Raw genomic sequence first — 16,964 nt, 5'->3', positions numbered from 1 at the left:
GTTCAGCTTCCTTGTTCGAGAATGAAGAAATCACGGCCTTCGACTTGGCCGCGACGTAACGGGTTCCGTGTGCAGAAACGGGCGTACTCGGCGTCGACGAAGCGGTACGGCAGGTGCTCGTCGCGCCCGTGCGGGATGCCCAGGCGAGCGGCCTGGATCACCCGGGGCACGACATTGCCACAGTCCTCGACGTACAGACGTTCGGCGTCGAAACGCTGGGCGTCCCAATGCGGCACTTTCAGGCCCAGGGCCCGGCATAGCAGGGTCTGGCCGGCGCACAGGCGCTCTTGCGGGCGGATATTGCCGCTTGCATCGGGGTTGTTCAGTTGCATCTGCGCCAGGCTGTCGGGCCCCGAGAGGGTGTCCTGCCAAGGATAGGCAGACTTGATCAGCACCGCGTTGCCCGGCCCGTGGGCGCTGAAGTTGAGCGAATCGCCGCCGCGGGCGTAGTACATGTAGATGTGCCCGCCCTCCAGGAACAGCGCCTTGCGTTTTTCGGTGTAGCCGAGCGAAGCGTGGCTACCTTTGTCGGTGAGGTAGTAGGCCTCGGTCTCGATGATTCGCGCGGCCAGCCACAGGTCGCCGTGGCGGTGGCGAATGACCTTGCCGAGCAGGGCCTTGGCCAGGGTCTGGGCGTCGCGGTCGAAAAAACTGTCGGGCAGGGCTGGCATGCGGGCGGTTCGTGGCTGGAAGGGCTGGGATGATAGCAATGAATGACTTAATCGAGGCTGAACCTGTAGGGCGATTGATTGGTATCCATATGTTTCATTGGCAGGGGCTGCTGGGTGTTCGCCTTGAGGTGTTTGGTTTCTGTGAAATCGAGCGCCGCCCGCGCGGCGCATCGCGAGCTACGCTCGCTCCTACGTTTGTTTCTGGCCAGTAACGCCTGTGACAGGTGCGCGCGACCGCCCTGGTTTGTACGCCGTAATATTAAGTCATGCACCAGGGCGTCCGCGCGCAAGTTTCCCAGGAAAGCAGACGTAGGAGCGAGCGTAGCTCGCGATGCGCCGCGCGGGCGGCGCTCGATCTCACAGGCACCAAACACCTTCAGGGCAAACACCCATTTTCTACCATCCGCCACCCGCCGCTGGGCGTACACCTGCGCGGCAGTTATAATCAGCCGATTTCCCCTTCGCCAAGACACCGAACCCATGACTGAGTCCGTTCTTGACTATATGACCCGCTTGGGTCGCGCTGCCCGTGAGGCTTCCCGGGTCATTGGCCGTGCCAGCACCGCGCAGAAGAACCGCGCCCTGCAGGCTGCCGCCGACGCGCTGGACGCCGCCCGTGCCGAACTCACCGCTGCCAACGAGCTGGACCTGGCCGCCGGCCGCGCCAGTGGGCTGGAGCCCGCACTGCTCGACCGTCTGGCGCTGACCCCGGCGCGTATCGACGGCATGATCACCGGCTTGCGCCAGGTGGCCAGCCTGCCGGACCCGGTCGGTGCCATCCGCGACATGAGCTACCGCCCATCGGGCATTCAGGTAGGCAAGATGCGTACCCCGCTGGGGGTGATCGGGATCATCTATGAATCGCGCCCGAACGTGACCATCGATGCTGCCAGCCTGTGCCTCAAGTCGGGTAACGCAACCATCCTGCGTGGCGGTTCCGAAGCCATCCATTCCAACCGCGCCATTGCCACCTGCATTCAGCGTGGCCTGGCCGAAGCCGGCCTGCCGGCGGCGGTGGTGCAGGTGGTCGAAACCACCGACCGCGAAGCCGTGGGCGCGCTGATCAGCATGCCGGAATTCGTCGATGTCATCGTGCCGCGCGGTGGCCGTGGCCTTATCGAGCGTATCAGTCGCGATGCCCGCGTGCCGGTGATCAAGCACCTGGACGGCATCTGCCACATCTATGTCAGCCAGCATGCCGACCTGGACAAAGCCTGGAATGTGGCCTTCAACGCCAAGACCTACCGCTATGGCATCTGCGGGGCCATGGAAACGCTGCTGGTCGACCAGCAAGTGGCTGAGCGCTTCCTGCCAGAAATGGCCCGCCGCTTCGTCGAGAAGGGCGTGGAACTGCGCGGTTGTGAGCGCACCCAGGCCATCATCAGCGTCAAACCGGCTACCGAAAGCGACTGGCACACCGAATACCTCGATGCGATCCTGTCGATTCGCGTGGTCGACGGCCTGAACCAGGCCATCGAACACATCAACCACTATGGCTCGCACCACACCGACTCGATCATCACCGAACACCAGGGTGAAGCCCGCCAGTTCATGGCTGAAGTCGATTCGGCGTCGGTCATGCTCAACACCCCGACCTGCTTTGCCGACGGCTTCGAGTACGGCCTGGGTGCGGAAATCGGTATTTCCACCGACAAGCTACATGCCCGCGGCCCTGTGGGCCTGGAAGGCCTGACCTGCGAGAAGTATGTGGTGATCGGCGATGGCCAGTTGCGCGGCCAAGGGTCCTGCTGAGTTGAGCAAGGCTCACGCAGTCCGGCGCATCGGCATTCTAGGTGGTACCTTCGACCCCGTGCATATCGGCCACCTGCGCAGCGCGCTGGAAGTGGCCGAGTTCATGGGGCTGGATGAGCTACGCCTGTTGCCCAATGCCCGGCCGCCGCACCGCGATACGCCACAGGTGGCCGCGCAGGATCGCCTGGCCATGGTCCGTGAAGCGGTGCAGGGCGTCGCTTGCCTGAGCGTCGATGCCCGCGAGCTGGAGCGTGACAAGCCGTCGTACACCATTGATACGCTGGAATCGATCCGCGCCGAATTGTCCGGCGACGACCAGCTGTTCCTGGTGCTGGGTTGGGATGCCTTCTGTGGCCTGCCCGCCTGGCATCGCTGGGAAGAATTGCTGCAACACTGTCACATCCTGGTACTGCAACGTCCGGATGCTGACGTAGAACCCCCTGACGAGTTGCGCAACCTGTTGGCTGCGCGCTCGGAGAGCGATCCCACCGCCATGTCCGGCCCGGCGGGAAATATTTCGTTCGTCTGGCAGACGCCGCTTGCGGTGTCGGCTACACAGATCCGACAGCTGCTGGCCAGCGGCAGATCGGTGAGGTTCCTGGTGCCGGACGCCGTACTGGCCTATATCGAGGCGCACGAACTGTATCGTGCGCCCAACTGACGGTGCCTCTGGCGCCTCATCCAACGAGTTGAACGAGTTTTATATGACCAAGCAGAAAATTTACGGCGAAGAACTGGTCGCAGTGACCAAGGCAGCGCTGGAAGACGTCAAGGCCCAGGACATCCAGGTCATCGACGTGCGCGACAAGCACAGCCTGACCGACTACATGATCATTGCCACCGGTACCTCCAACCGCCAGATCAACGCGATGGCCGAAAAGGTCCGTGAAGCGGTCAAGGCCAAGGGCGCCCAGCCACTGGGTGAAGAAGGCAAGGGCGACAGCGACTGGGTGCTGCTGGACCTGAACGATGTCATCGTGCACATGATGACCGCCGCTGCCCGCCAGTTCTACGACCTTGAGCGACTGTGGCAGGGTGCCGAGCAAAGCCGTGCCGCCGATGGCAAGCACCACAGCCCGGACCATGCTCACGAGTACTCCGACAAGCTCAAAGACCGCGAGTGAGGAAAGCGCTGTGCGTCTGCGCCTGATTGCGGTCGGCTCGCGCATGCCGAAGTGGGTCGAGGAAGGCTGGCATGAATATGCCAAGCGCCTGCCCGCCGAGCTGTCGCTTGAGCTGGTGGAAATCCCGCTGAACACCCGTGGCAAGAATGCCGACGTCGCCCGCCTGATCCGTCAGGAGGGCGAAGCCATGCTAAGCAAGGTGCAGCCTGGGGAACGCATTGTCACCCTCGAGGTCCATGGCAAGCCCTGGAGTACCGAGCAGTTGGCCACCGAGCTGGACCGCTGGCGCCTGGATGCGCGCACGGTGAATTTGATGGTGGGCGGCCCGGAGGGCCTGGCACCTGAGGTTTGCGCACGCGCCGAGCAACGTTGGTCGCTGTCGCCGCTGACTTTGCCGCACCCGTTGGTAAGGATACTCATCGGCGAGCAGATCTACCGCGCCTGGACCGTGTTGTCCGGGCACCCTTACCACAAATGAGCCTGTAAGCAGTCCGATGTCGCAGCCGATCCGTCTCAAGGACCACGAGAAAGACGCCCGCCTGGTGCGCAAGCGCGTCGTGGTCGGCGCAGTGGCGATCATGCTGCTTATTTGCGTGCTGATCGCGCGGCTGTACTACCTGCAGATCATCCAGTACGACTACCACTCCACGCTGTCGGAGAACAACCGGGTGCATGTGCAGCCGATCCCGCCGACTCGCGGGCTGATCTTCGACCGCAACGGCGTGATCGTTGCCGATAACCGGCCCAGCTTCAGCCTGTCGATGACCCGCGAACGTGCAGGTAACTGGCAGGAAGTGCTGGATACCATCGTCGAAGTGCTTGAGCTCGACGCTGACGATCGTGCCCTGTTCGAGAAGCGCATGCGCCAGGGCCGCCGGCCATTCGAGCCGGTGCCGATCCTGTTCGAACTCAACGAAGAGCAGATCGCCCGTGTGGCGGTAAACCAGTTCCGCCTGCCGGGTGTGGAAGTGGTGGCCCAGCTGGTGCGGCATTACCCGCAGGGTGCGCACTTCGCCCATTCGGTGGGTTATGTTGGGCGGATCAACGAGAAAGAGCTGAAAACGCTCGACCCGGTGAACTACAGCGGCACTCACCATATCGGCAAGACCGGCATCGAGCGCTTCTACGAAGACGCCCTGCACGGCCAGGTGGGTTATGAGGAAGTCGAGACCAACGCCCGTGGCCGCGTGCTTCGGGTGCTCAAGCGCACCGACCCGAAGCCGGGCAAGGACATTGTGCTGAGCCTGGACATCAAGCTGCAGGAGGCCGCCGAAGCCGCCCTGGGCGGCCGGCGTGGTGCAGTGGTTGCGCTCGACCCACGAACCGGCGAAGTGCTGGCGATGGTGAGTCAGCCGAGCTTCGACCCCAACCTGTTCGTCACTGGCATCAGCTTCAAGGCCTATGGCGAATTGCGCGACTCGATCGATCGGCCGTTATTCAACCGCGTGCTGCGTGGCCTGTACCCGCCGGGTTCGACCATCAAGCCGGCGGTGGCTATTGCCGGCCTGGACAGTGGCGTAGTCAATGCCAGCACCAGGGTGTTCGACCCGGGCTACTACCAGCTGCCCAACTACGACCACAAATACCGGAACTGGAACCGCTCCGGTGATGGCTGGGTCGATCTGGACACCGCCATCATGCGCTCGAACGACACCTACTTCTATGACCTTGCACACAAGATGGGCATCGATCGGTTGTCCAGCTACATGAACAAGTTCGGCATCGGCCAGCGGGTTTCCCTCGATATGTTCGAGGAGTCTGCCGGGTTGATGCCCTCGCGCGAATGGAAGCGTGCCACCCGTCGCCAGGCCTGGTTCCCCGGCGAAACCCTGATTCTCGGCATCGGCCAGGGTTACATGCAGGCCACGCCGCTGCAGCTGGCCCAGGCCACTGCACTGATCGCCAACAAAGGCGTGTGGAACCGCCCGCACCTGGCCAAGACCATCGAAGGCCTGCCGCCGGTAGACGACAACCCGCCGGAAGACATCGTGCTGCGTGACAAGTCTGACTGGGCCAAGGTCACCCATGGCATGGAGCAGGTGATGCACAACCCCCGCGGTACCGCGCGCAAGGCAGCTGCCGGTGCCCAGTACCGCATTGCCGGCAAGAGCGGTACCGCCCAGGTGGTGGCGATCAAGCAGGGCGAGAAATACGACCGCAACAAACTCCAGGAGCGCCACCGCGACCATGCCCTGTTCGTCGCTTTTGCCCCAGCCGAAGCCCCGAGAATTGTGGTCTCGGTGATGGTCGAGAACGGTGAGTCCGGCTCGGGTGTCGCCGCACCGGTGGTACGCCAGATCATGGACGCCTGGCTGCTCGACGAAAATGGCCGGCTCAAACCCGAGTTCGCGCCAGCCACCGTTACCCAGGAATCGGCCCTGTGATGAACAATTTCGATCGCATGCTCTCCAGCGAGGATGTGATGCGTCGGCGTGCCAGCTTTTTGCAGCGCATCCATATCGACGGCCCCTTGCTGATCATTCTGCTGACCCTTGCGGCCGGTAGCCTGTTCGTACTGTATTCGGCCAGTGGCAAGAACTGGGACCTGCTGCTCAAGCAAGCCACCTCGTTTGGCATCGGCCTGGTGTCGATGTTCGTCATTGCCCAGCTGGAGCCGCGCTTCATGGCGCGTTGGGTGCCGCTGGCCTACCTGGCCGGGGTGTTGTTGCTGGTGGTGGTGGACGTGATGGGCCACAACGCCATGGGTGCCACACGCTGGATCAACATCCCCGGCGTGATCCGCTTCCAGCCCTCGGAATTCATGAAAATCATCATGCCGGCGACCATCGCCTGGTACCTGTCCAAGCGCACCCTGCCGCCACATTTGAAGCATGTGGCGATCAGCCTGGTGCTGATCGGCGTGCCGTTCATGCTGATCGTGCGTCAGCCCGACCTGGGGACCGCGCTGCTGATCCTGGCCTCCGGTGCCTTCGTGCTGTTCATGGGCGGCTTGCGCTGGCGCTGGATCCTCAGCGTGCTGGCGGCAGCCGTACCCGTCGCGGTGGCAATGTGGTTCTTCGTCATGCACGACTATCAGAAGCAGCGGGTATTGACCTTTCTCGACCCTGAAAGCGACCCGTTGGGGACCGGCTGGAACATCATCCAGTCCAAGGCGGCGATCGGCTCGGGCGGGGTATTTGGCAAAGGGTGGTTGCTTGGCACGCAGTCGCATCTGGACTTTCTGCCGGAAAGCCACACCGACTTCATCATCGCCGTGCTCGGCGAGGAGTTCGGCCTGGTCGGCATCTGCCTGCTGCTGATTGTCTACCTGCTGCTGATCGGCCGTGGCCTGGTGATCACGGCCCAGGCGCAGACCCTCTTCGGCAAGCTGCTTGCGGGCAGCCTGACCATGACCTTTTTTGTATACGTGTTCGTCAATATCGGAATGGTGAGCGGCCTTCTGCCCGTGGTGGGCGTGCCGCTGCCCTTCATCAGCTATGGCGGAACATCGTTGGTGACGCTGCTGTCAGCGTTTGGCGTTTTGATGTCGATCCATACGCACCGCAAGTGGATCGCGCAGGTTTGAATAAGGTGAACAATTTCATGCAAGCAGTGCGTAACTGGGCTGCCCGTTGTGCGCCTTGGATTGGTGCGGTGGGCCTGTTCGGCGCTGTACAGTTGGCCCATGCCGGCGAATACGAAGGCTCGCCGCAGGTAGCTGCGTTTGTTGGCGAAATGAGCCGCGACTATGGTTTTGCGCCGGAGCAACTGATGGGCGTGTTTCGTGAGGTACAGCGCAAGCAGTCGATCCTCGACGCCATCTCGCGACCGGCCGAGCGGGTCAAACCGTGGAAGGACTACCGGCCGATGTTCATCACCGATGCGCGTATCGCTCGCGGTGTGGATTTCTGGCGCCAGCACGAGGCCGTATTGACGCGGGCCGAGCAGGATTACGGCGTACCTGCGCAGTACATTGTCGCGATCATTGGCGTGGAAACCTTTTTTGGCCGCAATACCGGCAACTACCGGGTGATCGACGCCCTGTCGACGCTGGGCTTCGACTACCCGCCACGTGCCGAGTTCTTCCGCAAGGAGCTGCGTGAGTTCCTGCTGCTGGCCCGCGAGGAGCAACTCGACCCCTTGACGCTCAAGGGCTCGTACGCCGGCGCCATGGGCCTGCCGCAGTTCATGCCGAGCAGCTTCCGCAACTACGCGGTGGACTTCGACGGGGACGGCCATATCAATATCTGGAACAATCCTGACGATGCCATCGGCAGCGTGGCCAGCTACTTCAAGCGCCACGGTTGGGTGGCCGGGGAGGGAGTGGTCAGTCGCGCCAGGGTGGAAGGTGAGCGCGCCGACGAAGGCCTGACCACCGGCATCGAACCGGTGAAAACGGTCGGGGAGTTGCGTACGCTTGGCTGGTCGGTTCATGATTCCCTGCGCGATGATCTGCCGGTTACCGCCTTCCGTCTCGAGGGCGAGAGCGGCCCTGAATACTGGATGGGCCTGAAAAACTTCTACGCGATCACTCGCTACAACCGCAGCGTGATGTATGCCATGGCGGTACATCAGCTTGCGGAACAGCTGGTTCAAGTACGGGGCGTCAAGTAATGCGCGCAATCATCTCTGGCAATTCTTTCAAGCTGCTCACCTGCCTCGCCGTCGGCGTGGTGCTGGCCAGCTGCTCCTCCAATCGCCCGACCCAGCAAAGCAGCGGCAGCGTCGTACGTAGCCAGCCCGGCCTGGACATCAACCGGGCACACAAGGACGGCGCGCCGTGGTGGGACGTGGATGTGAACAAGATCCCTGATGCCACGCCGACCGTGCACACCGGTAACTACAAGGCCAACCCGTACACTGTGCTTGGCAAGACCTACTACCCGATGCAGGACTCGCGCAACTATCGCGCCGAGGGTACGGCGTCGTGGTATGGCACCAAGTTCCACGGGCAGAACACTGCCAACGGTGAGCTGTACGACCTGTATGGCATGAGCGCGGCGCACAAGACCCTGCCACTGCCGGCCTATGTGCGGGTGACCAACCTGGCGAACGGCCGCAGCGTGATTCTTCGGGTGAACGACCGTGGTCCGTTCTATTCCGACCGTATCATCGACTTGTCCTATGCTGCGGCGAAAAAGCTCGGCTATGCCGAGATCGGCACCGCGCACGTGCGCGTCGAGGGCATCGACCCGAAGCAGTGGTGGGCTGAGCGTGGCCAAACGCCGCCGATGGTACTGAAGGAGCCGCAAGTGGCGCAGACCCAGGCAATACCGGCCAGCACCGGGCGTGTCGAGCAATGGACTCCGCCACCACAGCAGCACGCAGCGCCAGTGGTACCGGTGCAGGTGGGTGGCAATAACGTGCCTGGCGGCAACGCTGGCAGTTTCTTGCAGGTAGGCGCGTTTGCCAACCCGGACGCTGCCGAGTTGCTGCGCGCCAAGCTCAGTACCATGGTCAATGCCCCCGTGTTCATCAGCTCGATCGTGCGTAACCAGCAGACCCTGCACCGCGTGCGCCTGGGGCCTATCGGCAGCCAGGGCGAGGTCCAGCAAGCGCAAGACAGCATTCGCCTGGCGAACTTGGGGCAGGCCAAGCTGGTCACAGCAGACTGACTGTGGGAGCGGGCGCGCCCGCGAAGACGGCAACACCAAACTGTCGGTTTTGTCATGAATTGCCGGGCTCGGCCATGTACAATGACAGCTTTTGCCCGCAGCGACATAAAGCCGCACTGTCGCGGGCCAGGCCAACGGCCATAAAACTAGACTGACTGGCGCTGGGCGCATGATCTTGCCCAGGGAACATCTCAGACCATTAGCGATTTTCGAGAGACGGATGAACATCACCAACCTTGCCAAACGACTTTGCCTGCCTGTACTGCTGCTGATCACGCCTGCCGCCTTCGCGGCGGAGCAGATGACGCCGGCGCCACCACAACTGGCCGCCAAGTCCTACGTACTCATGGACGCGTCCAGCGGCAACGTGCTGGTCGAGAACAACGGTGACGAGCGTCTGCCGCCAGCCAGCCTGACCAAGCTGATGACCGCCTACATCGCGACCCTGGATATCCGCCGCGGCCAGATCGGTGAAAGTGACCCGGTTACCGTCAGCGAAAACGCATGGCGTACCGGCGGTTCGCGCATGTTCATCAAGGTTGGTAGCCAGGTATCGGTCAGCGACCTGCTGCACGGCATCATCATCCAGTCCGGTAACGACGCCTCGGTCGCCTTGGCCGAGCATATCGCCGGCAGCGAAGACGCCTTCGCCGACATGATGAACAAGACGGCTGCCGACCTGGGCATGACCAACAGCCACTTCATGAACCCGACCGGCCTGCCGAACCCCGAGCACTACTCGTCGGCGCACGACATGGCGACCCTGGCCCGTGCGATCATCAACGTCGACCCGGCTCACTACGCCATCTACTCGCAGAAAGAGTTCTTCTGGAACAACATCAAGCAGCCTAACCGCAACCTGCTGCTGTGGCGTGACAAGACCGTCGATGGCCTGAAAACCGGTCACACCGACGAAGCCGGCTACTGCATGGTGGCTTCGGCCGTTCGCGATGGCCAGCGCCTGATCGCCGTGGTCTTCGGTACCAACAGCGAACAATCGCGTGCTGCCGAAACCCAGAAGCTGCTGACCTACGGTTTCCGCTTCTTCGAAACCCAGACCTTCTATCAGAAGGGCACCGAGCTGACCCAGGCACCGGTCTGGAAGGGCGCTACCAGCCAAGTCAAGGCTGGCCTGGCTGACGACCTGACCATGACTATGCCTAAAGGCCAATTGAAGCGCCTGCAGGCTTCGATGACCATGAACCCGCAGCTCACCGCACCGATCGCCAAAGGTGACGTGATCGGCAAAGTGGAAGTCAAACTGGACGAGAAAGTGGTTCACAGCGCCGACCTGATCGCCCTTGATGGCGTCGAGGAAGGTGGTTTCTTCCGCCGTATGTGGGATAGCATCCGTCTATTCTTCTACGGGTTGTTCAACTGATACGTGACCTGCATGCCCCCGCGCATACCGCGGGGGTGTTGTTGTTGCCACGGCTTACGAGGCCGTTTCCGCCATGAGCGAACCAGACGTCAAGTCGCACAAGATCGAATTCCCTTGCGACGATTACCCGATCAAGGTCATCGGTGACACCGTTGTCGGTTTCAAGGACACGGTCATCGAGATTCTCAGCAAGCACGCCAAAGTCGACCTTTCTACCCTGGCCGAGCGCCAGAGCAAGGAAGGCAAGTACACCACCGTGCAATTGCACATCGTTGCCGAAAGCGAGAACCAGCTGCACGATATCAACAGCGCCCTGCGCGCTACCGGCATCGTGAAAATGGTGCTCTGATGCCCGCCTGTCTCGGTTTTCGCGATCTTGGCCTGCAGCCCTACGAACCGGTGCTTGAGGCCATGCGTCGTTTTACCGAGCAGCGTAGCCCGGACAGCCAGGATGAAATCTGGCTGGTCGAGCACCCTTCGGTCTTCACCCAGGGGCAGGCCGGCAAGGCCGAGCACCTGCTGGTGCCGGGCGACATCCCGGTGGTGCAGACCGACCGCGGCGGCCAGGTCACCTACCATGGCCCCGGTCAGCTGGTGGCCTACCTGCTGCTGGATGTCCGCCGGCTGGGCTTTGGCGTGCGTGAGCTGGTCAGCCGTATCGAGCAGGCCCTCATCGACCTGCTCGCCAGCTATGCTGTTCAGGCGTCTGCCAAGCCCGATGCCCCGGGTGTCTATGTCGACGGAGCGAAAATCGCCTCCCTCGGCCTGCGAATTCGCAACGGCCGTTCGTTTCACGGCCTTGCCCTGAACGTGGACATGGACCTTGCGCCATTCCGCCGAATCAACCCCTGCGGCTATGCGGGGCTGGCGATGACCCAGCTGCGCGATCTGGCAGGCCCGATCGAACTCGACGAGGTCAGGACAAGGCTGCGCGGACAGCTGGTCAAGCACCTCGACTACGCTGAGCAGACGACCCTCACGGGCGGAATCGACTGAATATGACAACTGTGCAAGAAGCCGTGCCGAACCTGATACCTACCCAGGATGCCACCCCGCGCCCAGCGCCGAAGAAGGTGGAAGCTGGGGTCAAGCTGCGTGGCGCCGACAAGGTCGCGCGCATCCCGGTGAAGATCATCCCTACCGACGAGCTGCCAAAGAAGCCCGACTGGATCCGCGTGCGTATCCCGGTGTCGCCCGAGGTAGACCGCATCAAGCAACTGCTGCGCAAGCACAAACTGCACAGCGTGTGCGAAGAGGCCTCCTGCCCGAACCTGGGCGAATGCTTCTCGGGTGGTACCGCCACCTTCATGATCATGGGTGACATCTGCACCCGTCGTTGCCCGTTCTGCGACGTTGGCCACGGCCGACCGAAGCCGCTGGATCTGGACGAGCCGAAAAACCTGGCGGTTGCCATTGCCGACCTGCGCCTGAAGTACGTGGTGATCACCTCGGTGGACCGCGACGACCTGCGTGACGGTGGTGCCCAGCACTTTGCTGACTGCATCCGGGAAATCCGCGCGCTGTCGCCAGGCGTGCAGTTGGAGACCTTGGTGCCGGACTACCGTGGCCGTATGGACGTTGCCCTGGAAATCACCGCGCAAGAGCCGCCGGATGTGTTCAACCACAACCTCGAGACCGTACCGCGCCTGTACAAGGCCGCGCGCCCGGGTTCGGACTATGACTGGTCGCTGGACCTGCTGCAGAAGTTCAAGCAGTTGGTGCCGCACGTACCGACCAAGTCGGGCCTGATGCTCGGCCTGGGTGAAACCGACGAGGAAGTGATCGAAGTGATGCACCGCATGCGCGAGCATGACATCGACATGCTTACCCTCGGCCAGTACCTGCAGCCGTCGCGCAGCCACTTGCCGGTGCAGCGTTTCGTTCACCCGGACACCTTTGCCTGGTTTGCCGAGGAAGGTTACAAGATGGGCTTCAAGAACGTTGCTTCTGGCCCGCTGGTGCGTTCTTCGTACCACGCCGACCAGCAGGCTCACGAAGCCAAAATCAAGCTCTGAGCTATGCTCTAGCCAAGAGCAGAGCCACATATGCCGATGCACGCCCAAGGGCGGCATCGGCATTTTTGTTTGTGTCCCATGCTGCAAGGAGCCGCGATGTATTGCGCCAAAACCTTCCAACCCACTCTGCCAGCCGCGCTGCCGGCCAACGCATGCTTTGCCATTGTCGCCCCGGCGGGCGCGGCGCGGCTTGATGCGCACAAGGTCAGCCAGTGGTTCGTTGACCGCGGCTACCGTTGCTGTATTTACCCGGGTGCCCTGCAGGCACAGGGTTACCTGGCGGGGCCGGACCAGCAGCGTTTGCAGGACCTGCACGCAGCCTTTGCCGATCCGGCCATTGACGCCATTCTGTGCATGCGTGGGGGCTATGGCAGCATGCGCCTGCTTGACCAGCTCGACTTCGAACTGATCCGGCGCAACCCCAAGCCGCTGATCGGCTACAGCGACATCACTGCACTGCATACGGCGATCTACCGGCATGCCGGACTGGTGACCTTCCATGGGGGGATGCTCAATGCCGACCTGCTGGGGGCCAAGTTGCCACCGACCGAGTCGTCGTTGCTGGCGCAGCTGGGTGGGCTTGTGAAGGCAGGCGAGCAGGTCGTGCACCCGCAGGGTTTCGCATTGGACAGCGTGTTACCGGGGGTAGCCTGCGGGCCGCTGCTGGGTGGCAACCTGTCGATGCTGGGTGCGACCATCGGAACGCTTGCCGAGCTGGATACCCAGGGCTGCATCCTGTTCTTCGAGGACGTCAACGAGCCGCTGTACAGGGTGGATCGGCTGCTGACCCAGTTACGCCTGGCAGGCAAGCTGGAGGGGATCAAAGGCGTGCTGGTGGGCGACTTTGCCGGGATTACCACAGCGGCGCTGACGCCGTTGCTGGAGGATATGTTTGCACCGCTTGGGGTGCCGGTGCTGGCGGGCTGGCGCAGCGGGCATTGTGACCCGAATGTATGCTTGCCTCTGGGGGCTCGGGTGAGGCTCGACAGTGGTCAGCAAACACTGGTGCTGGAGCAGGATCTGTTCAGGGCATGAAATTGCCGGGGCCGCGCAGCGGCCCCGAAATGCTTACTGCTGGCGCAGGTTCTCAAGCAGCTTATGGGTCGGGTACCCATCCGCCGGCCATCCAAGCCCTTGCTGGGCATTGCGGATCGCCTTGCGGGTATTGGCCCCGATAATGCCATCGGCATTACCCGCATCATGCCCGCGGCTGTTCAACAAGTGCTGCAGCTCCATGCGCTCGCTGCGACTGAGCGGCATATCGTCTTTCGGCCAGCTGCCGGCAATGAAGCCCCAGCCGCTGAAGCGATCCCCGAGCAGGCTCACCGCCAAGGCATAGGACGACGAGTTGTTGTACTTGAGGATGGCGCGGAAGTTGTCCAGCACCAGGAACGCCGGGCCGCGAGCACCGGCCGGCAGCAGCAGGGCGGCAGACAGCTGGTTGCTACCTGCCGGCAGGCGAGTGCCTGCTGGCAGTTTCACGCCCATCGCCAGCCATTCACTCACCGGTTTGCGCTGTGCGCCATCGGCCTGCCAGAAGTCGAAACCAGCCGGCACCTGTACCTCGAAGCCCCACGGTTGGCCGCGTTTCCAGCCCGAACTCTGCAGGTAGTGCGCTGTTGAGGCCAGGGCGTCTGGTGTGCTGTTCCAGATGTCGCGTCGGCCATCGCCGTCGAAGTCCACGGCATGGGTGTTGTAGGTGGTCGGGATGAACTGGGTCTGGCCCATGGCGCCGGCCCACGAGCCCCGCATGGCTTCAGGCTGGATGTCACCATGCTGGATGATCTGCAGCGCGGCAATCAGCTGGTCCTGGGCAAACTGTGGGCGGCGGCCCTCATAGGCCAAAGTGGCTAGCGAGCGGATCACCGACTTGCTGCCCTGGAACTGGCCGAAGTTGCTTTCCATGCCCCACACCGCGACCAGCACCTGGCGGTCCACGCCATATTGTTGCTCGAGGCGAGTCAGCAACTCAGCGTTCTGCACCAGCAGCTTCTTGCCGTTGCGCACGCGCAGGGGCGACAGGGCGCCTTCGAGGTACTCCCACACCGGGCGGGTGAACTCCGGCTGGCTGCGATCTGCCTTGATCACGTCCAGGTCAGGGGTGACACCGAGGAAGGCGCGGTCGAAGGTGCTCGGCGAAATGCCGGCTTGCAGGGCCTGCTCGCGGAAGCCCGCTTGCCATTGGGCGAAGGTTTGCAGAGGCTGGATTTCAGTGCTGACGTCGGGCATTGCGCCGGGCACGGTCACCACTGGATTGGGTTGGGCAGGGGCCAGCGGCAGCGCGTCGGCGGCGGTGGGCTTTTCCGCACAGGCCACGAGCAGGATGAAGCTGGAGGCCGCGATCAGCTGGCGGGTTTCCCAGCGGGGGATAATACGGAAGAGCATGCACAGATCCAGAGTTGCAGGTCAGGTGACGACCATATCATGCCTGCGCTTGCGATGCTTTCATGCAGCCAAAAAGTAGGAAGCCTCCCAATCTCTCGATTGGAAGGCTTCGCGGCGGTAGCTGCCTTTGCCCTTGTTCGGTTGTTCCTGGCGGCAGCGGAACAGTGGCTGGGCGATGATGGACTTGGCCTTGTTGGGGCCGTGCTTTTTCGGCTTTTTGCTCATGGCGGTATCCCGGGTTGGGTGGGTTTCGGGGCGCACTGTAGGGCTTGGGCTGCCGGGGAGCCAATTGATTGTGTTTATGGTCGAGAACCTGGGCCTTGCAGCCCTGTGGTGGGGGGTTACTCGGGAGGAAGAGTCAGGCGCTGGCCGGCCATCAGCAGCGACAGCCGCGCCAGGCCAATCCAGGGCGAACCTTCTGCCTGCCCTTTGATCTGCGCATCGATACGCTGGGCATCCTGCAGCAATTGCGCCCAGCGCTGCGCCGAGAGGCGCTGCAGGGCCTTGCTGACCAGCGGTCGGCGTTTGTCCCAGATGGGCGGGCGGGCCTGGCTGAACGCTTTGTCCAATGGCACGCCTTGGCTGAACTGCTGGGCCAGCCCCGCCAGTTGGCGCAGCTCACGGGCCAAGGCCCAGAGGATGACGGGCGGCTCCACACCTTCACCGCGCAAGCCTTCGAGCATGCGCAGGGCATGCGCAGCCTCGCCGTTGAGAATGGCGTCGACCAGGCCGAAGACATCGAAGCGGGCGCTGTCGGCGACGGCAGCCTGCACGGTTTCCACGGTGATCTGGCTGCCTTCGGCCAGCAACTTGAGCTTTTCGATTTCCTGCGCAGCTGCCAGCAGGTTGCCTTCAACGCGCGCGGCAATCAGGTCGATGGCATCACGCTGGGCTGACAGGCCGGCCTGTTGCAGGCGCTGGTTGATCCACTGAGGAAGCTGATGCACATCCACCGGCCAGATCTGGATGAACTGGCAATGGGCGCCTTCGATCAATGCCTTGCCCCACTTGGTCTTCTGCGCACTGCTGTCGAGCTTGGGCAGGCTGATCAGCAACAGCGTGTCTTCGGCGGGGTTGGCACAGTATTCCATCAGTGCAGCGGCACCCTTGTCACCGGGCTTGCCCGAGGGCAGGCGCAGTTCCAGCAGGCGGCGCTGGGCGAACAGCGACAGGCTTGCGCCGGCCTGGAGCAGGGTGCCCCAGTCGAAGTTGGCGTCGGCACTGAATACCTGGCGTTCATCGAAGCCTTGCTGACGCGCGGTATTGCGGATGGCGTCGGCGGCTTCCTGGCACAGCAGCGGGTCGTCGCCGCTGACCACGTAGACCGGTGCCAGGGCGCCTTGCAGGTGCTTGTTGAGTTGGGCGGGGGCGAGCTTCATGGGGAGCAGGCGGGGCGCCCGAGGGCGCCCCTCACGGGCTTAGTTGCCCGGCACTTCCAATGGCGATTGCTGAGGCGTCTCGGCCTGCTGGCGGCGTGCAGCCTCCAGCGCGTCAGCTTCGGCTTTGGCGCGCTCGTCGGCTTTACGCTGCAGCTCGTCCAGCTGGGCTGGGGACAGCATTTGCAGGCGTACGACCATGGCGTTGACCAGGTCGCGGCGCATTTCTTCGCGTGCGCGGTCGGCTTCCTGCTCGGAGCCGGTGATGTTCGAGCCGTCACGCAGGTAGATCTTGCGCACCTCCAGCTTGTCGCTCATCAGCTCCAGGTTGTTCAGGCCCAGGATGCTGTAGTCCAGCTTGGTAGTCAGCTCGTACTCGGCGGTACGGTTGCCACCGCTGTAGGTAGCCGAGCGCTCGCGCTCCTGTTCGTTGGTCAGCACCAGGCGATACGGTGCGCCGGCATGCACGTTGACGCCGCTACGTTCCAGTACTTCACGCAGCTGGACCACGGTCGGGCCATAGGCATTGCGCGCGCTGACGTCCATTTCCTTCACGCTCAGCTCGGTGGAGCCGGTGCCGCGCAGCTGGAAACCGCAGGCGCTGAGCATGACCGCCAGGCCGATTACCAGCAAATTGCGTTTAATCATGTTGTTGCTCCCTTTGGGGCCTGTTCCGCCCACCCGCAGCCAATGCGGGTGGGCGTT

At 62.9% G+C, this 16,964-nt stretch carries 19 protein-coding genes; 14 read left to right on the top strand and 5 right to left on the bottom strand.

The features are described from left to right. Positions 1-2 precede the first annotated feature (2 nt). Positions 3-671, bottom strand: a complete 669-nt coding sequence (locus AC3B5Q_RS22855) for a DNA-3-methyladenine glycosylase (protein ID WP_028697856.1) — start codon at positions 669-671, stop codon at positions 3-5. Positions 672-709: 38 nt separating this feature from the next. Here AC3B5Q_RS22855 and AC3B5Q_RS22850 point away from each other — a divergent pair, with 38 nt between their 5' ends. The 14 genes from AC3B5Q_RS22850 to AC3B5Q_RS22785 all read left to right on the top strand — a co-directional run bounded on the left by AC3B5Q_RS22850 (position 710) and on the right by AC3B5Q_RS22785 (position 13,533). Further along, positions 710-883 (top strand): hypothetical protein, encoded by a 174-nt coding sequence (locus AC3B5Q_RS22850; protein ID WP_181005131.1) that lies wholly within the window; start codon positions 710-712, stop codon positions 881-883. Positions 884-1,151: 268 nt separating this feature from the next. Next, entirely contained in the window at positions 1,152-2,423 is a 1,272-nt protein-coding gene (locus AC3B5Q_RS22845) for a glutamate-5-semialdehyde dehydrogenase (RefSeq protein WP_021784399.1), read from the top strand. After that, a complete protein-coding gene (nadD, locus tag AC3B5Q_RS22840; RefSeq protein ID WP_021784398.1) occupies positions 2,392-3,084 on the top strand; it encodes a nicotinate-nucleotide adenylyltransferase in 693 nt (230 codons plus the stop codon). Before AC3B5Q_RS22845 ends, nadD begins: the two co-directional genes overlap by 32 nt. A gap of 43 nt (positions 3,085-3,127) precedes the next feature. Further along, positions 3,128-3,547, top strand: coding sequence for a ribosome silencing factor (rsfS, locus tag AC3B5Q_RS22835; protein WP_003249719.1), 420 nt, complete (start codon positions 3,128-3,130; stop codon positions 3,545-3,547). Positions 3,548-3,557: 10 nt separating this feature from the next. Then, positions 3,558-4,025 carry a 23S rRNA (pseudouridine(1915)-N(3))-methyltransferase RlmH gene (rlmH, locus tag AC3B5Q_RS22830; protein ID WP_003249722.1) on the top strand — a complete coding sequence of 156 codons (468 nt, stop codon included), beginning with the start codon at positions 3,558-3,560 and terminating at the stop codon, positions 4,023-4,025. 16 nt (positions 4,026-4,041) lie between these two features. Then, positions 4,042-5,931 (top strand): penicillin-binding protein 2, encoded by a 1,890-nt coding sequence (gene mrdA / locus AC3B5Q_RS22825; protein ID WP_021784397.1) that lies wholly within the window; start codon positions 4,042-4,044, stop codon positions 5,929-5,931. A 38-nt stretch (positions 5,932-5,969) separates the two neighbouring features. Continuing rightward, entirely contained in the window at positions 5,970-7,073 is a 1,104-nt protein-coding gene (gene rodA, locus AC3B5Q_RS22820) for a rod shape-determining protein RodA (RefSeq protein ID WP_003249727.1), read from the top strand. A gap of 17 nt (positions 7,074-7,090) precedes the next feature. Continuing rightward, positions 7,091-8,101 (top strand): lytic murein transglycosylase B, encoded by a 1,011-nt coding sequence (mltB, locus tag AC3B5Q_RS22815; protein ID WP_021784396.1) that lies wholly within the window; start codon positions 7,091-7,093, stop codon positions 8,099-8,101. Beyond that, the gene (locus tag AC3B5Q_RS22810; protein WP_021784395.1) at positions 8,101-9,102 is read left to right on the top strand and encodes a septal ring lytic transglycosylase RlpA family protein; all 1,002 of its coding nucleotides are present in this window, start codon (positions 8,101-8,103) and stop codon (positions 9,100-9,102) included. The genes mltB and AC3B5Q_RS22810 overlap by 1 nt, the downstream gene beginning before the upstream one ends. A gap of 220 nt (positions 9,103-9,322) precedes the next feature. Next, on the top strand, positions 9,323-10,483 hold the full coding sequence (locus AC3B5Q_RS22805; RefSeq protein WP_021784394.1) for a D-alanyl-D-alanine carboxypeptidase family protein: 1,161 nt from the start codon (positions 9,323-9,325) through the stop codon (positions 10,481-10,483). Between the two features lie 73 nt (positions 10,484-10,556). Beyond that, on the top strand, positions 10,557-10,832 hold the full coding sequence (locus AC3B5Q_RS22800; protein WP_003249736.1) for a DUF493 domain-containing protein: 276 nt from the start codon (positions 10,557-10,559) through the stop codon (positions 10,830-10,832). Then, positions 10,832-11,479, top strand: coding sequence for a lipoyl(octanoyl) transferase LipB (lipB, locus tag AC3B5Q_RS22795; protein ID WP_028697854.1), 648 nt, complete (start codon positions 10,832-10,834; stop codon positions 11,477-11,479). The genes AC3B5Q_RS22800 and lipB overlap by 1 nt, the downstream gene beginning before the upstream one ends. Positions 11,480-11,481: 2 nt before the next feature. Then, positions 11,482-12,498, top strand: a complete 1,017-nt coding sequence (gene lipA, locus AC3B5Q_RS22790) for a lipoyl synthase (protein WP_003249742.1) — start codon at positions 11,482-11,484, stop codon at positions 12,496-12,498. A gap of 96 nt (positions 12,499-12,594) precedes the next feature. After that, on the top strand, positions 12,595-13,533 hold the full coding sequence (locus AC3B5Q_RS22785) for a S66 peptidase family protein (RefSeq protein WP_488392752.1): 939 nt from the start codon (positions 12,595-12,597) through the stop codon (positions 13,531-13,533). Positions 13,534-13,566: 33 nt separating this feature from the next. Here the strand turns inward: AC3B5Q_RS22785 and AC3B5Q_RS22780 are convergent, their stop codons facing one another. The 4 genes from AC3B5Q_RS22780 to AC3B5Q_RS22765 form a co-directional block, all read right to left on the bottom strand. Further along, the gene (locus AC3B5Q_RS22780) at positions 13,567-14,883 is read right to left on the bottom strand and encodes a lytic murein transglycosylase (RefSeq protein WP_021784391.1); all 1,317 of its coding nucleotides are present in this window, start codon (positions 14,881-14,883) and stop codon (positions 13,567-13,569) included. 60 nt (positions 14,884-14,943) lie between these two features. Further along, complete coding sequence (gene arfA, locus AC3B5Q_RS22775; protein WP_003257578.1) at positions 14,944-15,108, bottom strand: alternative ribosome rescue factor ArfA; 165 nt, start codon at positions 15,106-15,108, stop codon at positions 14,944-14,946. Between the two features lie 116 nt (positions 15,109-15,224). Next, positions 15,225-16,262, bottom strand: a complete 1,038-nt coding sequence (gene holA / locus AC3B5Q_RS22770) for a DNA polymerase III subunit delta (protein WP_021784390.1) — start codon at positions 16,260-16,262, stop codon at positions 15,225-15,227. Between the two features lie 39 nt (positions 16,263-16,301). Then, positions 16,302-16,907 (bottom strand): LPS-assembly lipoprotein LptE, encoded by a 606-nt coding sequence (locus AC3B5Q_RS22765; protein WP_028697853.1) that lies wholly within the window; start codon positions 16,905-16,907, stop codon positions 16,302-16,304. Positions 16,908-16,964 lie beyond the last annotated feature (57 nt).

Source organism: Pseudomonas sp. D5(2026) (assembly GCF_057766845.1).
The sequence above is the reverse complement of the archived record's forward strand: the minus strand, read 5'-3'. Positions and strand labels throughout refer to the sequence as shown.